The organism is Edaphobacter aggregans DSM 19364, assembly GCF_000745965.1.
In the GTDB taxonomy this organism is placed as follows: Bacteria; Acidobacteriota; Terriglobia; order Terriglobales; family Acidobacteriaceae; genus Edaphobacter; species Edaphobacter aggregans.
On record NZ_JQKI01000002.1, the window covers coordinates 151,543 to 172,296 of the forward strand.

Consider the following 20,754-nt stretch of genomic DNA (forward strand, 5'->3'; position numbering starts at 1 on the left):
TGCGGCCATACAATCAGAAACATGGGCCGCATTCGCATTCTCTCTGACCTGGTGGCCAACCAGATCGCCGCCGGCGAGGTCGTCGAGCGCCCCGCCTCCGTCGTCAAGGAACTGCTCGAAAACTCCCTCGACGCCGGAGCCACACGCATCCGCATCGAGGTCGAGGCCGGCGGCCGAAAACTTATCCGCATCACCGACAACGGCCACGGCATGATGGCCGACGACGCCCTCCTCGCCTTCGAGCGTCACGCCACCTCCAAGCTCCGAACCTCCGACGATCTGCTCTCCATCGCCACGCTCGGCTTCCGCGGCGAAGCCCTTCCTTCCATCGCCTCCGTCTCCCGCCTTACCCTCGAGACCCGCGCCGCCGAAGACGACTCCGGAACCATCGTTGAGATCGCAGGCGGCAACATTCAGCGCGTCGAGCCCGCCGGCCTCCCCGTCGGAACTACCATCACCATTCGCGACCTCTTCTACAACACCCCCGCGCGCCGCAAGTTCCTCCGCTCCGAACAGACCGAACTCTCGCACATCGCCGCGCTCGTCACCCACTACGCACTCGCCAACCCCACGCGCCACTTCGAACTGCACTCCTCCACCCAGGCGCTCCTCACCGCGCCGGTAGCGCTCTCCGCCTCCGACCGCCTTTTTCAGATCTTCGGCAAAGACTTGAGCTCGCACATGATCCCCTGCGCCGCCGAGATGGACTTCACCCGCGTCGGCATCCCCGAGCCCCCGCCCTGGAAGCGCGAGCCCGACTACGAGCCGCCGACCCCCGGCTTCCTCCGCCTCTCCGGCTTCGTCTCCAAGCCCGAGCTGCAGAAGCTCAATCGCAACTCCATCTACGTCTTCGTCAACGGACGCATCATCCGCGACCGCCTCATCCTCCATGCACTCACCGAGGCCTACCGCAACATCATTCCGCCGACGTCCTATCCCGTCGTCCTCCTCTTCCTCGAGATGCCGCCCGAAGAGGTCGACGTGAACGTCCACCCCGCCAAGACCGAGGTGCGCTTCCGCCAGTCCGCCTTCGTGCACGACTTCGTCCGCGATACCGTCCGCACCGCGCTCATGCACGCGCGCCCCGCCGCCGACTTCCTGCAGGCCCTGCACAACACGCCCCTAGCCTCCGCCTCTCTGCTCGTCGACGTCAGCCCGCTCCCCGGCGGCCCCGAGCCACCCGTCCTCGATCCGCAGTTTCCTCCCACGGGCTTCGGCTCCGAGCCTATCCCCACCGCCGCCGACATCGACTCCTTCACCCTCGCGACCGCGCCCCTCGCGCCTTCACCCGGACGCCTCGCCTTCAACGAAGCCTCCATTCCCGTCGGCTACGACGAACCCACACTCGAGCCCGACGCCGAGGCCCGCACCCTCAACGACCTCGCCACCCTCCGTCCCCTCGGCCAGCTCCGCGACTCCTTCATCCTCGCCGTCAACGATGAAGGCCTCTGGATCGTCGACCAGCACGTCGCCCACGAACGCGTCCTCTTCGAAAAGATCCTCCGCGAGCGGGAGATAGAAAAAGTTCAACGCCAGCGCCTCCTCATGCCGCTTCTTGTCGATCTCCTCCCCGCGCAGATGATCGCCTTCGCCCGCCTCGCCGGCGAGCTCGAGCGCAACGGCTTCGAGGCGGAGCCCTTCGGCCCCCAGACCATCGCCATCAAGGCCGCACCCGTAGGTCTCGAAGGCCGCGAGCTCGAGCGCATGCTCGAAGAGGTCCTCGCCGTTCCCGACCGCGAACAGCAGACGGAAAACTCCGAGGCGCGCCGCACCCGCATCGCCGCCTCCATCGCCTGTCACGCTGCCATCAAGATCAACACCTCGCTCGACCCCGCGAAGATCGACTGGCTCCTCGCCGAGCTAGCCAAAACCGAGCACCCCACCAGCTGCCCCCACGGCCGCCCCATCGCTCTACGCTACTCACTCAAGGATATTCAGCGCGCCTTCCAGCGCATCTAGCGCAAAAAGAAGTAGAGGCGACTCACACGAGTCGCCTCTACTACCAATAACTAAATCTGAAAACTACGCGCGAAGCGGAATCACGTTCAGCGTCAACTTCGTGCCGCTTGCCAGCGACACATTCTCGCCCTTCGCTTCCAGTATTCCCGAGCTCTCAGGAGTATTCGGCGCGCTCAAGAGGATGCTCGGCTTGTTCCCCACCGGCACCTGATCGCCCGCACCCTTCAGCATCGCTCCCTGAGCCACCTGCGTGTCGCTCCCTATCGGTGCCCCCATCGAAGGCGCACTCGGCGCCGCTGTACCAGCCGATCCGCCCGCACCCGCTGAACCACCTGCAGACGCCGGAGGTCCCGACGGCGCGCTCATCACCGCAGCCTCGCTGCTCGTAGCCGGAGCCGTCATCGACGTCACTGCACTCTGAATCGCTACCTGCTTGCCGTCCTTCAGCACCGCGCGGTTCAGAGCGATCACGATCCTCGAGTTCTTCTCCTGCTTCGATTTCAAAGCAGTGACATCCAGAACATTGCCCATGAGCTTCGTACCGCGCGGCAGCGTCGTTCCGTCCGCCAGCTTCGCCTCGCTTGTCGTCTTCGCTTCAATCGCATCGCCAACATGCACGCGCTTTGCGTCAAGATTCTTCGTCAGCTCTGCGCTCACGCTCGCAGGCTCAACCTGCGCCGCTCTCGCGTTCGCCGCTGGAGTCTGCGCATCCGTCGCCGCCGGAGCCTGCGCCCCCGTCTGTGTCGTTCCCGGAGTCATCGAAGGATCCGGTCTATCGGAATTAGGTGTCTGCGCCCCAAGCGTCACGCACATCAGCGCAAGGGAGACTAACGACAGCGTCTTCGTCATAAGCGTTCTCCTTTCCTTCAGAATCAGACGACGCAGTCCCAAAACCGTCGCCTCATAGCAAGCGTATGACGACCACTCCTCCCAACGCGTTGCCCTCTGCCTGCATATTCGCAATCCCATATCCACTCCTATACGCGTCACTTACCGAAACCGACCGCAGCCACTTCAAAAAAAGCAATGCCCCGCATCCATCCCGTCACCGCCCTCTTCCGCATGCGGTATCCTAGTAACTGACGTGCAGCGGCCTGGCGATCGATCTTCACGCTGCTCCCATTCGCATTACGGACCGTCAGTCCACCAGCCCAGGCTCGTGTGGATTTGCCGTCGCGCCCTCCAGCGCGCCCGGCAGGAAGGCATTACCTTGAACACCTCGATAGCCCCCACCGCCGGCCAGCTGGCCGCCACCCGCCTCGTGCACTGGCACCACGACGCCCAGCCTCTCCTCACGCTCGACACTCTGCGCGACTGGCTCAACACCTCCGGGCTCGTCCTCTACACTCTCCGCGCCCAGCAGCTCCCCGTCCCCGCGCCCAGCTTTGCCGAGGTCATCCTCGGCGCCCCCACGCCCGGCCCATCGCCCACCGAGCTCGAGCAGCCCCGCATCCTCCTCGCCCGCCTCGTCGCCGAAGGCGCCGTCATCCCGCTGCATCTCCTCGGCTCGCCCACAGGCGCCGGCTCCGAGACCCCCGACTTCCTCGCCACCCCCGCCGTCCTCCCCTACATCTTCACCCTCCGCGGCGACAAGGCATGGAAGCAGCCCCCCACGACCAGCGGTGCCGGGAAGGTCTCCCCGCTCGCCCTCGCCACCTACAATCTCATCGGCGCCAAAGGCCGCCTCACCGCCTCCGAGCTCGCCACCGAACTCGGCAACGAGGTCACCGAGGCCGCCGTTCTCCGCGCCCTCACCGATCTCTGGCAGCACCTCCGCGTCCTCCCCGTCCCCCAGGCCGACAGAACCCCCACCCTCTGGGAGCTCACCACCACCCGCTACACCAAGCAGCTCAAGTCAGGCGCCAACGCCGGCCTCCCCACCGCCCTCTCCGCGCTCATCTCGCTCTACCTCGGCCAAGCCATCCTTCCCACCGAAGACGAGATCGAGATCTTCCTCTCCCCCCTCGCCTCTCGCTCGCGCATCCGCGAGGTCGTCCGCGCCCTCATCTCCGCGCGCCAGCTTGAGACCATCGTCATCGACGGCAAAAACTCCCTGCACGTCTCCGGCGAGCTCCCCGTCTTCGCGCCCCTTCCTGTCTCCGCGCCCATCGCCCAGCCCACCGCTGCCGACGTCGACGCCATCGTCGTCACGACCGAAGGCGATACCGCCGAAGCCACCGAAGCTCGCTCCACCGAGCGCATCGTCAAGTTCGTCCCCTCAGCACGCAAGCCCTCCGGCGACTTCAAGCCGCGGCGTGACTTCGCCGCCAAACGTGAGAGCGGCTTCGACCGCGAGCGTCGTCCCTTCGACCGTGACCGCAAGCCATCAGACCGCGAGCGCCGTCCGTTCACCCGCCGTGACGACCACCGCCGTGATGACGCCCGCCCCACCAGCTCCCGTCCTCCGCGACGCGACTTCACCCGGCCCTGGGACGAAGAGAAGCGCGCCGCCCGCTCCCCGCGCTCCTTCGACGAAAAGCCCGGCGAAGGCTTCGCCGAGCGCAAGCCTCGCTTCGATCGCGAAGGTTCCCGCCCCGCATTCGACTCCCGCCCTCGCCGCTCCTTCGCAGACAAGGCCCGCACTGGCAGCTTCGATCGCAAACCCTCCTTCCGTCGCGACGAAGGCGACCGCCCCGCCCGCCCTCGCCGCGACTTCAGCGACAAGCCGCGTGAATTCTCCGGCAAACCCCGCGACTTTTCCGCCAAGCCCCGCGACTTCTCCGGCAAACCCCGCTTCGATCGTGAGCGCGGCCAGCGCTCGGCCCCACCGTTCCGCAAGTTCGACGCCCCTCGTGGCGACTTCCGCAAGCCTCGCCCCGAAGGCCTCGATCTTGCCGCCGAATCCGCAAGCGCGGAGACTCGCCCGCGCCGCAGCTTCGGCCCAAAGAAGCCCTACACACCCGGCAGACCGTCCGCAGGAGGAAAGTCCTTCGGCGAGAAGAAGCCCTTCGGCGAAAGGAAATCCTTCGGCGAGAAGAAATCCTTCGCTGCCAAGAAGTCCTATGGAGCCGCAAAGTCCTTCGCCGGCCCCAAAAAGAGCTTCGGCCCGAAGAAGCCCTTCGCCGCCTCAGATGACTCCTCTTCAGAAAGGCCGAGGCGCTTCAGCTCCACCTCTGCACCGAAATCCTTCGGCAAAAAAGCCTACGGTAAGCCCGCCGGAAAATTCGCCAGGAAGACCGACAGGCCCGGCAAGCCCGGAGCATCCAAACCCGGCGCATCACCCTCCGCCACCTCCGGCCCCTTCGACAAGTTCAAGGGCAACAAAAAGCCCTGGGGCAAGCGAGGAGCCCCCGCCCGCAAGAGCAGGGAAGACCGCGAGCAGTAGCTTCGCGGTCTCTCCCTGGATAAACTTCCACCGTAGCCATCTCCCAAACGAGTAAGATTAGCCGCGCATGATCCCGAGCAAGGACGCCGTACCGAACCCAGCCGCGCCGCGCCAGCGCCCCGTCATCGCCATCGACGGCCCCGCCGGAGCTGGCAAAAGCACCCTCGCTGCCCACCTCGCCCGCCGCTTCGGCTTCCTCAACCTCGAGACCGGCGCCATGTACCGCGCCCTCGCCCTCAAGGCCATCGAGCACGACCTCGACTTCGACGACGAGCAGCCCCTGCTCGATCTCGCCCAGGAGACCCGCATCGACCTCGAACCCCAGCTCGAGGGCAATCGCGTCCTGCTCGACGGCGTCGATGTCTCCCGCCGCATCCGCGACACCGATGTCACCGCTGCCGCCTCCCGTGTCTCCGTCCATCCCCACCTCCGCGCCTGGATGGTCTCCCAGCAGCGAGCCCTCGGAGCCCGCGGCGGAGTCGTCATGGAAGGACGCGACATCGGGACCGCAGTCTTCCCCGACGCCGAGGTCAAGATCTTCCTCGACGCCTCACCCGAGGTTCGCGGCGACCGCCGCTACCGCCAGGTCTCCCTCCCCCCGCACCCCGACAACGAGCCCCCAACTCCCCACGCCCTCACTCCCGACGAGATCGCCGCCCAGCTGAAGATCCTCGCCGAGCTTAAAGAGCGTGACGAGCGCGACCGCAACCGAGCCCAGTCCCCCCTGCGGCCCGCCGCCGACGCCATCATCCTCGATTCCACCGCCCTCACCCTCGACCAGGTCCTCGAGCAGGCCGAGCAGATCGTCCGCTCCCATCTCCCACCCGAGTAGCATCCACTCTCTCTGCGGCGTCATTCCGAGAGAAGCGAGGAACCCCAGCATTTCGCCTGTAGCAGCACCAGGCTTCAGAAGAGCGCTTTCTCCCCAACGCAAACCGAATTTCCAAACCGAAAATTCTTCCCCCACACCATCTCATCCGCCTTTTCCTCACCCTCATCTGCACCAGAAGCAGTGCAAACAAAAGATTTCTGAAAAAAAGTTGCGGAATATGCTAACCTTCTCACATCGTTTGAAACAGATTGGTTTTCTGCTCAATGTACGTCTGCGCGAACCCCGATTTGGATCTACGGAATTCAATTAGTTGGAAACGAAGGAAAGAAACAACATGGAACAGGGAACAGTAAAGTGGTTTAATGACGCGAAGGGGTTTGGCTTCATTAGCCGCCAGAACGGCGAGGACGTGTTCGTACACTACTCGGCGATCAATTCCAGCGGCTTTAAGAGCCTTCAGGAAGGCCAGGCAGTACAGTTCAATGTGGTAAAAGGACCCAAGGGCTGGCAGGCATCGGACGTTCAGCCTCTGTAAGCCTTCTGTATCGGACGCGCGTGGCTTTTGCGACCAGTTTTGCGAAAGGGATAGCCTAGGCTATCCCTTTGCGCGTCTCTGAGCGGCCGCCAGCGCCACGACGGGTTTGTGCACACCGCAGAGCTGTGCGACGTCCTGTGGAAAATCTTGTCAAGAGGTAAAAATTGTAAACCTATTCATTGCAATAGGTTACATGTGCCGATTAATTACCTCCAATATGCTCTGCTCTTAGCAGATCGAAAATCACGAGCAAGGCGCCGAGACGTTCTCGGGGCCCTTGTCCTTTAGAATCAAGATTTTGATGGTTTGCAAGATAGGGTAGGGGGAGGGGTCAGTTCTCTCCCGCTGTTCCCAGCGCTAGGTCGATCAGGGTCTTCTCCTCAATGTCGTGCGCCTTGGCCGAACCCGTCGCCGGAGTCGCGCTCGCGCTGCGCTTCACGCTCAGCACCGCACGATCACGAGCCACACGCCGCAGCAGAGGCATCACGTAGGAGTAAGCGCCCATATTCGCCGGCTCCTCCTGGACCCAGAGGATCTCGTCGGCGTTCGGATGCTGATCCAAAGCCGCCTGGATCTCGTCCTCTGGCCACGGATACATTTGCTCGAGGAAGATGATTCCGACGCCCTTCTCCTTGCGCTTCTCGCGCTCGACGCGAAGGTTGTGACCGATCTTGCCGCTGCACACCAGCAGCCGCCGCGGATTCTCAACCTCGTTGTCCGGAAGCACGTTCAGGAAGCGGTCGCGACCAAACTCCGCGATCGGCGACGAAGCGTCCGGATGCCGCAGCATGCTCTTCGGCGTAAACACGATCAGCGGCTTCCGCCACGAACGCATCGCCTGTCGCCGCACCAAGTGGAAGTACTGCGCCGCCGTCGAAGGCTGGCAGATCTGGATGTTGTCGTTCGCTGCGAGCTGCAGATATCGCTCGATGCGAGCGCTCGAGTGCTCCGGACCCTGACCCTCATAGCCGTGCGGAAGCAGCATCACGACGCCCGAGAGCAGGCCCCACTTCGCCTCGCCAGCGGCGATGAACTGGTCGATGATGATCTGCGCGCCGTTGGCGAAGTCGCCGAACTGCGCCTCCCACATCACCAGCGCCTCAGGATAGTCGCGCGCAAAGCCGTACTCGAAGCCCAGCACCGCGGCCTCTGACAGCAGCGAGTTATAGACCTCAAACCTGCCCTGCTTCTCCGCCAGATGCGACAGCGGAGAGTAGCGAGCCTCGGTCTCCGTATCGACGACGACCGCGTGACGCTGGTTGAACGTTCCGCGCTGCGAGTCCTGTCCCGTAAGCCGAACCGGCGTTCCGTCCTCCAGCAGCGACGCAAACGCAACCAGCTCCGCCATTCCGTAGTCGAATGGCTTCGCGCCCGAGCCCATCTCCTGCCGCTGCTCGAAGAGCTTCTTCACCTTCGGGTGAATATGGAAGTCCTTCGGAACCGTCGTCAGCTGCTGCACCAGCTCGTTGACCCGCTCCGAGGAAAGTCCCGTGTTCACCTCATCGGCCGAATCGAACTCGCAGCCCTTGTAGTTGTCCCAGTACTCGGGAAGCTCCGAGAGCTTCGGAATCTCACTCGCCTTGGTCGCGGCCTTCTGAGCATCCAGCAACTCCTGCTGAATCTGCTCGGCTTCCTTCGCCGGATTCACGCCAATCTTCTCAGCGTAGAGCTGATAGAGCGGCTTGCGGTCCTTGATGATCGCATAGCGCCGAGGCTGCGTCACCGTCGGATCGTCCACCTCACTGTGTCCATGCTTGCGATAGCCGACCAGGTCAACGACGATGTCGGAGTGGAAGCGCTGGCGCCACTCCGTAGCGATCGCCGCCACGCGAACGACTGCATCCGGATCCTCCGCGTTGACGTGGAAGATCGGGATCGGCAGACGCTTCGCAATGTCGGTCGAAAAGCGCGAGGAGTTCGACTCCTCCGGATTCGCCGTAAAGCCCAGCAGGTTGTTCACGATCACATGGATCGTGCCGCCGATGTTGAAGCCATGCAGCGCGGCCATATTTAGCGCCTCGGCGGTAACGCCCTGACCTGCAAACGCGGCGTCGCCGTGCAGGATGATCGGCAGCACCTGCTTCTTTCCGTCCTTGCCGATGCGCTCCTGCTTGGCGCGCGTGCGACCCATCAGAACAGGATTCACGGCCTCGAGATGGCTCGGGTTCGAAGCAAGATGCAGGTTGACCACCTTGCCGTCCGGCGACGTGTAATCGCCCGTCGCGCCCATGTGGTACTTCACGTCGCCGCCACCCATCGTGCTGCGCGGATCGACGTCTTCAAACTTGGTGAAGATGTCCGACGCAGGACGTCCCACTGTGTTCACCATCACGTTCAGGCGTCCGCGATGGCTCATCGCCAGCATCGCCTTGGTGACGCCGAGGCTGGAGCCGACCTCGAAGAGGTGATCGAGGAAGGGAATCAGCACTGTCAAGCCTTCAAGTGAGAATCGCTTGGTTCCGAGATAGCGCGACTGAATCACTTGCTCGAAGAGATCGGCGTGAATCAACTGTGTGAGAATGTGCGCCTGGTTCGCCTTCGGAGCCTTCTGCTCCATCTTCTCCTGCAGCCACTGGCGCTGCTCCGGGCTCGGAATGTGCATGAACTCCGCTGCGATTGTTCCGCAGTAGAAGCTGCGAGCCTCAGCGGCGAACTCGCCTTCAGGAACAGGTGTAGGAAACGGCTCCGGTGGAAGATACTGGCCCAGCGGATCGAGTGAGGTCTGCAGGTACCCCCAGCGGCGAAAGATATCGAAGACTGTTTCGCGTTCGTGTTGATCCTTGCCTGTTGTTGACTGGAGTGCCTCTACCTTCGTGGCCATTGCTTCCTCGGTGTTGAAATATCGGCGCGCAGCGTGGCGCGCGGTGTCCTCTACTATGCTAGACCTTTCGTCGTTCGCTCGCACGTCAATCGCCTGCAACTTCCGTGAGCTAAGGACTAAAGAGTGGCACTCTGGAGCCATGGCTGGAACTCCTCTTCACCGAAGCCGAGGACCTCGCTCCGCGTCGGCTTGCCTGAGGCAACAGCCAGAGTCTCCGCGAAGATAGCGGCACCGGCCTCTTCCACGGTCTGGCTGCCGTCGATGATGGCCCCGCAGTTGATGTCGATGTCATCGGACATCCTCTCAAACAGTGCGGTATTCGATGCAATCTTCACCGAAGGCGTCGGTTTGCAACCGAATACCGAACCGCGGCCAGTGGTAAAGCAGATCATGTTCGCCCCGCCTGCCACCTGTCCGGTCGCCGAGACCGGATCGAAGCCGGGAGAATCCATGAAGACGAGGCCGCGCTCGCGCACCGCTTCGGCGTAGAGATAGACCTCGTTGAGATTCGTCGTGCCGGCCTTCGAGACGGCGCCGAGCGATTTTTCGAGGATGGTTGTCAGACCACCGGTCTTGTTGCCAGGCTGCGGATTGTTGTCGATCGAGCCCTTGTGGCGCGCGGTGTACTCCTCCCACCAGCGAATCCTCTCGATCAGCCGTTCGGCGACCTCAGGCCGCGCAGAGCGTCGCGTGAGCAGGTGCTCCGCGCCATAGATCTCAGGCGTTTCTGAGAGAATCGCCGTTCCTCCGTTGCGAACCAGCAGGTCGACAGCAACGCCGAGAGCAGGATTGGCGCTGATGCCCGAATAGGCATCTGAGCCACCGCACTGCAGGCCGAGAACGAGGTTCGACGCCGCAACCAAAGTGCGCCCCGCCCTGTTCGCCTGCTCCAGCATCTCGTAAACGCTGACGATTCCGCTGCGGATAGTTGCTGTCGTGCCTCCCTGCTCCTGGATCGTCGAGGTGCGAAGCGTGTCGGATGCTCCGGTGAGCGCGACGAGGTGATCGATCTGGTTGGTCTCGCAGCCCAGGCCAAGCAGAAGCACGGAGGCGAAGTTCGGGTGCGTCGCGTATCCAGCGAACACTCGGCGCAGAAGGTCAGCAGGCTCGCCATGCTCCGCCATGCCGCAGCCCGTGCCATGCGTGATGGCGACCACGCCGTCGACGTTCGGGTAGGCGCTGAGGACCTCAGCAGTGAAGTGGGCCGCGATGCGGCGCGCTACGGTCGCTGAGCAATTCACCGTGGTCAGAACACCAACATAGTTGCGCGTTCCGACACGGCCGTCCGGTCGTCGAAAGCCCAGAAAGGAAGCAGCCGCTGCCGGATTGAGAAGGTTCGCAGGACGAGCGTCCGAACCGATGGAGTAATCCCGGTCGAAGTCGCCGACCATCAGGTTGTGGGTATGAATGTGCTCACCCTGAGCGATCTGCTGCGTAGCAAAACCTATGATCTGATTGAACTTGCGGACAGGATGGCCTATTTGGATCGCTCGCAGCGCCAGCTTGTGACCGGCCGGAATCTCGGAGATCGCGGTTAAGGAAAGGCTGGGAATATGCTCGCCCACACGAACCGGCAAAAGGACTACTGCGACGTCATCCTGTGCCCCGAGCTTGAGAACGCGTGCCATTAATTTTCCGTCTGCCATCCGCAGTCCCGAAAGAACGGCTTGCAAGTGGTATGACCAAATGTACTCCCTAACTCCTGTTTCCACAAAAGCGAAAGTGCACAGGAAGGAACCGTGGCACGATCCGCACAGCGGAGCGCCGCGCTACTGAGGCGCGGCAGAGGTTGCGCCGACAGGTTGTGGCGTTGTGCTCTCCGGTGCAGAGGGATCGTTCACGGTCGCGACTCCCGGCAGGATCGTCGAGGTCGCCTTGAACTTGCGGTAGTCCGAATCGGTGATGTGGATGGATCCGTTCAGGCTAACGAAGAGCATGACGCGCGCCGCGCCCTGTCCTTCGATGCGCGAAGGCAGCCAGACCTCCCCGTTGATCTTGCGCTGCTCGACAAGGAAGGACGTGTCCTTCTTGATGTTCATCACCAGGCCGGCGCCGATCTTGAAGCTATTGACAAAATGGCCTTCGAGACGAGTGATGGTGCGGTCCTCTTCGTCGACCCAGATGGTTCCAGCCAGGTTGCGAACGAAGTCCTCGCTGCGGTTGCGGGTCTTCGCCTTCGGATCGCCAATGTAGTCGATCGCGATGGTGTCCCGGCCAACGAGCTGCACGCGCCGCGGATTAGCGAAGCTGCCGAGGGAGAGAAAGCGCGAGACGGTGATCTCTTCATGGCCATGCGAGTCGGTCTCCTGGCCCTTTGCCTGGGCCTTGCTCTTGCGCTCCTGCGCCTTGGCTACTTCCTTGTCGATGCGCTCGTTTTCCTTCTTCTTCTCGTCGTCGGTCAGGTTTCTGCCGTTTTTGCGGGTGAGTTTGTGGACCTCGACTCCGTTGAGCCAGAAGACGTCGTACTCGCGAGTCTCCGTCTTCTTGTCGTTGTCCTGCACGGTCGCAACCTCGTGGTAGAGATAGTCCTTCTGGATCGCTTCGGAGGCGCGCTGATGCTGTTCTACCTCGTGCATGAGCGTCGGAACATCAGGCAACGGGCGGGTTGCGGACTGGTCAGATTGGACCTGCGCAAGCGCGAACGGCACAGTGGCGAGCGAGGCGGCAAGAAACAGCGAGCTGAGCGGGGAGAGAATCATCGTCGCCTGCTCCTACTATAGACGCGGGCGAGAGAAGCCCGTCTTTACGGTTTCTCTACGCAGACGTGGTTTGCTGCACGGATTCTGAGCTGAGGTGATTATGTGTCTGCTTCTTCGTCGGTTGCATAGCTGGTCTTTCTCGGGGCGTTGGCGTTCACTCCGATGGCCTTCGCGCAGAATGCTGATCCTGCGAGGGCCGACGAAGTGGAAGAGCTTCGGCAGATGGTGCGCGAGTTGTCAGCGCGAGTAGCGGCATTGGAAGAGCAGGCGCGCCACCAGCTGCCACAAACGGCGAATGCGTCAGCAAAAGTGGAGGCGGCATCTGCGATTCCTGCGACCACGCCAGCGAGCGCGGCAGCGCCGAGCAGTCCTGCTCCATCGGTGGCAGACTCGTCCGTAATCTCCAGCAGCGCCGCCGCAGAGGGAGCCGTCACATCCGCTCCGCGCTCCGCGTCGACGACCGCGCAGAGTACCTCATTTCCGGGAGTGCTTCCGGGCGGGGCGACGCTGAACTTTCTCTTCGATGGCTACTACGGCTACGACTTCAATCATCCCTTAGGCAGGGTGCAGTATCTGCGTGCCTACGATGTGTTGAGCAATGCCTTCAGCATCAACCAGACGGGCATCGTGCTCGCCCTCGATCCGAACGTTGATGAGGGAAGGCGCTATGGCGTGCGTCTGGATCTGCAGTTTGGCCAGGCGACGGATACGCTGCAGGGAAATCCGGCAACGAGCCCAGGCCGGAGATCTATCGGAATATCTTCCAGGCGTATGGCACCTATGTGTTTCCGCTGGGCAAAGGGCTGACGGTCGATGTGGGAAAGTGGTCGAGCTCAATCGGTATCGAGGGGAACTATACGAAGGACCAGATGAACTATTCGCGGTCGTACTTCTTCGACTACCTGCCGTTCTATCACATGGGCGTACGGGCGAATTACAGGATCAACGATAAGATCGGCGTGAACTACTGGCTGGTGAACGGAACGCAGCAATCTGAGCCGACGAACTCGTACAAGGATGAGCTATTCGGACTGTCACTTCAGCCGGCGAAGAATCTGTCCTGGACGGTGAATTATTTCGTAGGCCAGGACCATCCGGATTCAGTGCACGCGGCCGACTGCGGGAGCGCTCCGATTCAGCCTGGCCTGTGCCTGACGCCGGTGTTGCCTGCGCCGGATGGCAAGCAGCACATCTTTGACAGCTACGCGACATGGAACGTTACGCCGAAGGTGACGCTGGCGCTCGAGGGCGACTGGGTCATCTCGCGCCTGTGGGCCAACGCTGCGCCGGGAGAGTCTTCGGCCCCTTCGCATGTGTGGGGCGGGGCAGGTTATGCCCGCTACCAATGGACGAAGCGAAATGCGTTTGCCGGACGCGCCGAATACTTCTCCGATCGCGACGGACTCTTCAGCGGGACCTCGCAGGCTCTCAAGGAGTTCACCGGTACCTATGAGTTCAAGGTCGCTGACGGGATGCTGACGCGCCTGGAGTACAGGCGCGACTGGTCGAATGTTCCGTTCTTCCTGACCGACAAGGTTGGCGTGCTCTCATCGCATCAGGACACGCTGACGGTTGGGATGGTCTGGTGGTATGGCGGCAAGCAGGGAGCGTGGTAGCGCTTAGGATTTAGGTGGTTTGCCGTTGGGTGACTCCGGCGGTTCGTGCGGCGTAATCTCGCGGGCGTAGATCTGGTAAGAGATCCGCGGGGCATCGTCTCCCTGGTGCAGCGCGCGGACGCGTGCGCGAATGGCCTCATCGGCGGCGGTGATGCGCTCGCGCGAACGCAGGTAGTCGAGCCATGACTCCATCAGGAAGGTCTCGTTGAGGTGTTCGGGGTCGATCGCGTCGCGATAGATGCCCCAGCGAATCGCGCCGTCACGCAGACGCACACCGCGGAGCTGGTGAATCGCATGCGTGAACTCGGCGTAGCGTTCGATGGGCACGCGATAGTCGATCGAGATGCGAACGGGACCGGCATGGAGCGGGTCCTCCGCTTCCTCAGAGTCGGCCAGCGGGAAAGGAGTAGGCAGCAGCGCGGGACGCGAAGAACGGTGCGGCGTATGGTCGGGAAGAGGGCCCTGCAGGATGTGGAAGCGGCGAATGAAGGGATAGGTCATCGCGAGGCCGACTGCCGAGGCAGCCAGCGCGATCGGCGTCGAGAGATGCTCCGCGACGAAGCCCCAGAGGATGGAACCGAAGGCCATGCCGCCCTGAAAGGTCATCAGGTAGGTTCCTAGCGCGCGAGCCTGCACCCAGGCCGGAACCGAGAGCTGTACCGATGTGTTGAGTGTCGACATGGTGCTGGTCCAGGCGAAGCCGGAGAGGATAAGCACGGGAATGATGATCGCAGGATAGTGCACGTAGGCGAGGATCAACAGCGTCACGACATCGTAGAAGGTGCTGGCCGCGATGATCTGGTCGGCGGTGAATCGCCTCCGGATACGCGGAAGTTGAGTGGCGCCGATGACAGCGCCCAGCCCGAGTGAGCCATTCAAAATGCCGTAGCCGAGAGCACCTTGGCTCAGGTCGCGCTTGGCGACGACGGCCAGCAGCGCCCAGATGGCGGAGACAAAGAACGTGAAGATGAAGGCACGTGCGAGCGATGCTTGCAGCTCCGGCGCGTAGCGGACGTAGCGCAGGCCCGTCATGATGGAGCCAGCGATGCGTTCGGAAGGAAGCGCTGATTTGAACAGCGGCGTGCGCTTCCAGTTGTAGAGCACCCAGATGACTCCGGCAAAGGACGCAGCGTTGAGGAAGAAGACCCAGCCGGCGCCGGTGTGGACACTTGCGAAGGCGGCCACCATGAGTCCGCCGAGCGCAGGACCGACGGCGCGGGCGAGGTTGTTCGAGGCGGCGTTCAGCGAGACGGTATCGGGAATCAGCTCGCGGGGAACCAGCTCAGGAACGATCGCCTGCCAGGCAGGATTGTTCATCGCCGAGCCGATGTTCAACAGGAAGGTGAAGGCAAGCAAGGCCCATGGAGAGATGTGGCCCAGAAAGGTGAGCACCGCAAGGATCGCGACCGAACCGAGCATCCATGCCTGCCAGAAGATGAGGAGCTTGCGGCGGTCAAAGATGTCTGCGGTCGCTCCCCCCAGCAGGCCGAAGAGCAGCACGGGAAGCGAGGCCGCCGTCTGCATCAACGCGATGAGCAGCGGCGAGCCGGTCAGCACTGTCATCAACCAGGTGCCGGCCGTATCCTGCATCCAGGTGCCGACCGAAGAGATCGTGGAGGCGATCCAGCGGTCGCGGAAGAGTTGTATGCGGAGTGGAGCGAACCCGCTGGGTGCGGGGTCTGCCACGGAGACGAGTGGACCGGAGTTGGGCGTCTCTAAGGGCATCGCTCAGCTCTAGTTTACTCAGTCGGAGGCTCAGTCCGGAGAGAGTTGCAAAATCGTGAAGGAAATCAGCGACACAATACGCGCCCTGCTTCGTCTCGCTGTACCGAATGCTGCGGTTAGAAGAGAAGCTTGAGGCCAAATTGAATCTGACGCGACGTGGCTGCGGTTGCTGTGATGACGCCGGCTGTGGGGCTGGCCACGACTGCAGTGGTTTGATTGGCTGCATTGCCCTGCGTCGGCCCGGAGGTGAAGACGACAGGATTGGGCGTTGCGAAGTTCGTTCGGTTCAGGACGTTGAAGAACTCGGCGCGGAACTGCGCGTGGATGCGTTCGCTGATCTGCGTGCCTTTGAGCAGCGAGAGGTCGGCGTTGGCGAGTCCGGGGCCGGTGAGCGTGTCGCGCCCCAGATTGCCCACGGTGCCGAAGGCCGGCGCGATAAAGGCGGCGGGATTGAAGAACTGCTGCGGCGTACGCGGATAGAGATTGCCGTGGAAGTTCGGATTGATATCGGGGCGAACCGGGTTGCGGGTGTCGCCCGATCCGGTCGGGTTGTAGCCAAGCTGCGGCGAGAAGGGGAAGCCCGACTGCAACGCGATGATGGTGCTGATCGTCCAGCCGCTGACGGCCTGGTTGGCGAGGCCGCTGAGATTTGAGCCAATAACATGTCCGCGACCGATCGGCAGGTCGTATGTTCCATTGATCGCGACGAGATGACGGATGTCGGTGGCCGCGGGACCGTAGTCGATGCTGGGATCAGCGGGATAGGAAACGAATGCCGGCGTGTTCGCACTGACGCTGGTGTTCCATGCCGAACCGTTATCGAGGTTCTTCGAAAAGGTGTAGTTGCCGCGAATCTGCAGGCCGCGGGCGAGGCTGCGGCGGAGGTCGACGACCAGACCGTTGTAGTTACTGATGCCCTGCGATATCCACGAGGTCGTGTTCGCGACTGCCGGGTTCGCCTTGGTGGTCGTCGGGTAGTAAATGACACCGTTGACTACAGTAGCGGCGGGCTCGTTCAGATCAGCCGAGAGAATCTGATGGTAGCCGTGTGATCCTATGTAGCCGATCGTGAGCGCCGTATCAGGTGCGAGCTGCTGCTCGATGTGCAGGCTCCAGGAGACGACTGTCGGGGTGGCGATGTCGGTCTGCACGCTTGAGGGCGAGACGAGTGTGCCGGGCGAGGGCTTCGTCGACGAGGTGATGTTCAAACTGGAGAAGGGAACGTTCGCCAGAGAGAGCGTTGTGTTGAACGGAGCGGCCTGATCGAGGCGATAGTCGAGGGTGTCAAGCAGCGAGTAGTGCATGCCGAATCCTGCGCGGATGCTGGTGCGACCGTCACCACGTACGTCCCAGGCGAGACCCACGCGTGGCGCTGGAAGGAACTTCGCGCGATTGCTGGTGAGAGGAGTGGAGCCAATGGTGGGGTTCGTATCGATCACACCGTTCGTGAAGCGATAGTTGGAGGCGCGTCCGTGCGACTCGTTGAAGCCGTTGGTGGACTCGATGCGGATTCCGGCGCGAAGCTCGACACGAGGCGTAAGTCGGATGGTGTCTTCGAGGTAGCCTGCACCCATCCACGAGCGCCATCCCAGTGCCCTGGGATCAGGCACCACCGTGAAGGTCTTCACCGTTCCCTGAAGAAACGTGGTGAGCGAGGCGAAGGAGGCCTGGCCGAACTGGTTCTGCGCGAGGTTATCGTTGGACTGCAAGCGTTGCACCCATCCTCCGGCCTCGATCTGGTGGCGGCCACGCGTCCAGAAGATGTGGTCGTCGAAGGTGAAGAGGTTGCGCGTGGTGGCGTTGTTGGAGCCGACGTTCGCACCTGCTCCCGTAATCTGTGACGAGCCGTTTGATGCCGTGGAACCGGCGATGACGATCGCTCCCACGGGCTTGCCTGCAACCCATCCGGGGACTGTAGCTCCGTTGAGCGGGGACGATGAGCCGAGGAAGAAGAACGAGGCGCGTGAGAAACCGAAGCGCGCAGTGTTGAGCAGGCGTGGTGAGAAGACATGCTGCTCCTGCAGGCTCGCAACCTGCTCGCGCAGGTCCTCGTTGATCGAAGCGAACGGGTTCTGCGTAGGAGTGTCAGCAGTAGAGTCGTCGATGGTGTAGACGGCGAAGAAGAGATCGTTAGGGGTGATGTTGTAGTCGAAGCGTGTGGTGCCGAAGTCCTCGCGGATGTGCTGCATCGGGTTCGAGTAGGCGAGTGCGATGCCCGTCGGATTGCCCTTGGCGTCGAGCAGCGCGGGCCCGTTCTGCGTGGGCCACAGGTTGAAGAGCGGCGCAACGCCGGCGGCGACGCCATAGTTCTTACGCGGGCCAGAGGGGCTGGCAGGATCAGGCAGGTATCCCTGACGAGCCTGTGTGTCGGGGACGAAGGTCACGTTGGAGAGGCCGAGGTTCTGGCGGTAGCCCTCGTAGTTGCCAAAGAGAAAGAGCTTGTCGCGCCGGATGGGGCCGCCGAGCGAGCCGCCGAAGTTATTGCGCTGGAACTCGGGGATATGCGCCTGGTCGAAATAGTTTCGCGCGTCGAGCGCAGAGTTGCGAAGGAACTCATAAACCGAGCCGTGCAGATGGTTGGTGCCGGACGCGGTGACGATCGAGATCTGCGCGCCCTGACGCTTGCCGTAGCTGGCCGAGTAAGTGTCGGTGACAACGTTGAACTCGCGAACAGCATCGACGCCGAGCAGCTGGCCGCTGGTTCCGCCCGGAGTAACGTTGATGAGCGAGGCTCCCGTGTACTCGACGCCATTGAGCAGGAAGAGATTGTCCTGCGGGCGGCGGCCGGAGATGGCGAACATATTGCCCACTGATGAGTTCGACGTGCCGATGGAGCCCGAACGCTGGCCGGTGTAGTTGACGACGGCAGGATTGAGCGTGATGAGCTGATCGTAGCTCCGGCCGTTGAGCGGAAGCTGTTTGATCTGGCGTTCGTCAACGAGTCCCGAGGTCTGTTGCGTCGAGAGATTCACGATAGCAGGCGTGTCCTCGACGGTGACCTGCTGCTGGACAGAGTCCACTGTGAGCTCAAGGTCGATCTGCTTGCTCTGGCCGATCGTGAGCGGGATGCCGGTGCGGCGCTGCGCGGTGAAGCCCGGGTGCTCGGCCGTGATGGTGTAGGTGCCGACAGGGATGGAGGGCGCTGAGAAGCGGCCGTCGGGGCCGGTCGTGAGGCGGCGCTCGTTGCCTGTCTCATCGTTGTGAACAAGGATGGAGGCGTCAGAGAGAGCAGCTCCGGTGGGGTCAGTGACCAGGCCGGACAGCGTTCCGCCGACGACCTGCGCATGCAGGTGACGCGCGGTGAGCGCGAAGAAGGCGAGGAGTGCGGCGACGAGAAGGATCTCGGCGGGAGAGAGTGAGAGTTTGCGTGTGCGGCCTTGCATGAGGGGCTCCGGAGTGTTGTAGCGCTCACCTTGCGTGGGATGGGTGAGCTGCTCTGCCTGTCGGTGAGGACGAAGGGGCTGGGTTCTCGCGCTACGGGCGACAACAACAGCGGACCGGAGTGAAGAAGGGAAGAGTCATCGCGCGACTCCGTGGCTATAGCTCCAATAGACAAGGCCCAGCGTGACGAGGGCGATGAAGATCTCACCGAGGATGCCGACGATTAGCGGACGCCAGCCCTGGCCGGTGAGGTCGCGTAGGCTCGTGCGCAGGCCGACGCCCGCGAAGGCAGGCAGGAAGGCCCAGCGCGAGAGGTTCGCCAGGCTGGTAAGCTGCGTGTGATTGAAGAAGCCCGAGGTCGCCAGGACCGAGAGCGCAATGAAGCCCAGGATGAACTTCGGAAACTTGCGCCAGAGGAAGAGTCCTTTGTGTTCGACGTCAGGAGCGAGCCCGCGCGACGACCAGTAAACCGCGTAAGCGAGAACGACGAAGCCGATGAAGCCGGAGCGCGCCGTCTTGGCGAGAACGGTCCAGCGCCCGGCTTCTTCGCCGTAGAGCGCGCCGGTGACGAGCGACTCGGCCGTATTATCGACCGCAAGTCCCGCCCACATGCCGTAGCCCTGCTGACTCATGTGCAGAGCGTGTCCGATGGCAGGGAAGGTGAAGAGCGCAATGGCGCCGAGAGTGAGGATCGCGGCGATCGCCGTGGAGGTGTCCTCTTCCTCGGGCTCGATGGCTCCCTGGGCTGCCATAATGGCCGTGACGCCGCAGATGCTGGAGCCGATCGCAAGAAGGCTGGTGAGCTTTGGCGGCAGGCGGAAGACGCGGCCGAGAAGATGCATCACCGAGAGCGAAAGAATCAGCTCAACGGCAACCAGCGCTAGCGACAGTCCTCCGATATGAAGGACGTCCTGCAGGACGAAACGGGCGCCCACCAGCACAATGCCGAGCTTAAGCCACAGCTCGTAGGTCGCGACGCCGGCGCGGAAGATTGGCGCAACACCGAAGACGTTGCCAATCACAAGCCCGAGAACGATGGCCCACAGGACGTACTCGAGGTGAGGAAAGGGAATCGCCGGATGGGCCGCACGAAGCTGCGTGGAGGCCTGTTCCAGCAGCTTACCCAGAAGACCGATTCCGAAGAGCAGGCCAACGCCCGGCAACACGCGCAGGAATCGTGTTGCGAGCGAGGGTGATTCGATGGCGGCCGGACTCGGAATCGTGTGGGCGGACATGGAAAGAAGCGCGGTTAGAAGGAGACCGGCGGAAGGATGTTAAAGCGGATGAGCGCTGCCAGCGTGAGCGCAATGGCGACGGCGATAAAGTCGACGTTGATGCGAGTCTGGGTCGAGTGAGGTGCGGCCATGCTTGCCTCGATTTCTTGAAGATCAACTTGAAGGTGAGGGATAACGCGGGCAACAGAAAACCCACGTAGGCGACTGGCGCTGTTACGTGGGTCCTGAGATCCTCTAAGACTGATCGTTCAGCTTAGGTGAGGGAGAGTCCGACGCAGCAGCAACACGTGCCCATACAACAAAGGCAACAGGTGCTGCTGGCGATGTGCTTCGATCCCATGGAAAAAGGGTAATGGGTTCGGGGCGGATGAGTCAAGCGAAGAGGTTTGGGGCTTAAAGAGGAAACCCACGCAGCGCGGTGGGGGCTGTTGCGTGGGTATTCCGGTAAAGCAACGAAGTGGGTGGACTTCGTTATGACCGACTCAACCCGAAGGGAGTCCTGTCACTTCGGTTAAGATAACGAGAATCGCGGGCGGAGTCAAGGGGCTTGCCAATCGACATGAGGTTCGTCCCGGTTCGGGAAAGCCTGTCTGGAGCGCAGTAACACTAAATCAATTTAAATCAGC

13 protein-coding genes are annotated in these 20,754 nt (G+C 62.4%); 6 read left to right on the top strand and 7 right to left on the bottom strand.

What is annotated here, in order from left to right:
• Window positions 1-21 precede the first annotated feature (21 nt).
• Window positions 22-1,959, top strand: a complete 1,938-nt coding sequence (gene mutL, locus Q363_RS03440) for a DNA mismatch repair endonuclease MutL (protein ID WP_035347910.1) — start codon at window positions 22-24, stop codon at window positions 1,957-1,959.
• Between the two features lie 63 nt (window positions 1,960-2,022).
• Here the strand turns inward: mutL and Q363_RS03445 are convergent, their stop codons facing one another.
• Entirely contained in the window at window positions 2,023-2,808 is a 786-nt protein-coding gene (locus Q363_RS03445) for a hypothetical protein (RefSeq protein ID WP_035347911.1), read from the bottom strand.
• 361 nt (window positions 2,809-3,169) lie between these two features.
• Here Q363_RS03445 and Q363_RS03450 point away from each other — a divergent pair, with 361 nt between their 5' ends.
• The 3 genes from Q363_RS03450 to Q363_RS03460 all read left to right on the top strand — a co-directional run bounded on the left by Q363_RS03450 (window position 3,170) and on the right by Q363_RS03460 (window position 6,651).
• Window positions 3,170-5,284: a chromosomal replication initiator protein DnaA gene (locus Q363_RS03450; RefSeq protein ID WP_035347912.1), complete on the top strand. Its 2,115-nt coding sequence runs from the start codon at window positions 3,170-3,172 to the stop codon at window positions 5,282-5,284.
• A gap of 67 nt (window positions 5,285-5,351) precedes the next feature.
• Window positions 5,352-6,116 carry a (d)CMP kinase gene (gene cmk, locus Q363_RS03455; RefSeq protein ID WP_051978302.1) on the top strand — a complete coding sequence of 255 codons (765 nt, stop codon included), beginning with the start codon at window positions 5,352-5,354 and terminating at the stop codon, window positions 6,114-6,116.
• 334 nt (window positions 6,117-6,450) lie between these two features.
• Window positions 6,451-6,651 carry a cold-shock protein gene (locus Q363_RS03460; protein WP_022845525.1) on the top strand — a complete coding sequence of 67 codons (201 nt, stop codon included), beginning with the start codon at window positions 6,451-6,453 and terminating at the stop codon, window positions 6,649-6,651.
• A gap of 331 nt (window positions 6,652-6,982) precedes the next feature.
• On the opposite strand, the gene Q363_RS03465 is transcribed toward Q363_RS03460, so the two are convergent.
• The 3 genes from Q363_RS03465 to Q363_RS03475 form a co-directional block, all read right to left on the bottom strand.
• Window positions 6,983-9,472 carry a 2-oxoglutarate dehydrogenase E1 component gene (locus Q363_RS03465; protein WP_035347913.1) on the bottom strand — a complete coding sequence of 830 codons (2,490 nt, stop codon included), beginning with the start codon at window positions 9,470-9,472 and terminating at the stop codon, window positions 6,983-6,985.
• A 116-nt stretch (window positions 9,473-9,588) separates the two neighbouring features.
• The gene (locus Q363_RS03470) at window positions 9,589-11,100 is read right to left on the bottom strand and encodes a UxaA family hydrolase (protein WP_211256109.1); all 1,512 of its coding nucleotides are present in this window, start codon (window positions 11,098-11,100) and stop codon (window positions 9,589-9,591) included.
• Window positions 11,101-11,241: 141 nt separating this feature from the next.
• A complete protein-coding gene (locus Q363_RS03475; protein ID WP_035347914.1) occupies window positions 11,242-12,171 on the bottom strand; it encodes a hypothetical protein in 930 nt (309 codons plus the stop codon).
• Between the two features lie 162 nt (window positions 12,172-12,333).
• Between Q363_RS03475 and Q363_RS45310 the strand changes: the two genes are divergently transcribed.
• Window positions 12,334-12,978, top strand: a complete 645-nt coding sequence (locus Q363_RS45310) for a porin family protein (RefSeq protein ID WP_035347915.1) — start codon at window positions 12,334-12,336, stop codon at window positions 12,976-12,978.
• On the top strand, window positions 12,930-13,787 hold the full coding sequence (locus tag Q363_RS45315; RefSeq protein WP_342667380.1) for an outer membrane beta-barrel protein: 858 nt from the start codon (window positions 12,930-12,932) through the stop codon (window positions 13,785-13,787). The genes Q363_RS45310 and Q363_RS45315 overlap by 49 nt, the downstream gene beginning before the upstream one ends.
• Window positions 13,788-13,790: 3 nt before the next feature.
• Here the strand turns inward: Q363_RS45315 and Q363_RS03490 are convergent, their stop codons facing one another.
• The 3 genes from Q363_RS03490 to Q363_RS03500 form a co-directional block, all read right to left on the bottom strand.
• Window positions 13,791-15,512 (bottom strand): MFS transporter, encoded by a 1,722-nt coding sequence (locus Q363_RS03490; protein WP_035347917.1) that lies wholly within the window; start codon window positions 15,510-15,512, stop codon window positions 13,791-13,793.
• A 116-nt stretch (window positions 15,513-15,628) separates the two neighbouring features.
• Window positions 15,629-18,895 (bottom strand): carboxypeptidase-like regulatory domain-containing protein, encoded by a 3,267-nt coding sequence (locus Q363_RS03495; RefSeq protein WP_035347918.1) that lies wholly within the window; start codon window positions 18,893-18,895, stop codon window positions 15,629-15,631.
• 135 nt (window positions 18,896-19,030) lie between these two features.
• The gene (locus Q363_RS03500) at window positions 19,031-20,128 is read right to left on the bottom strand and encodes a YeiH family protein (protein ID WP_035347919.1); all 1,098 of its coding nucleotides are present in this window, start codon (window positions 20,126-20,128) and stop codon (window positions 19,031-19,033) included.
• Window positions 20,129-20,754 lie beyond the last annotated feature (626 nt).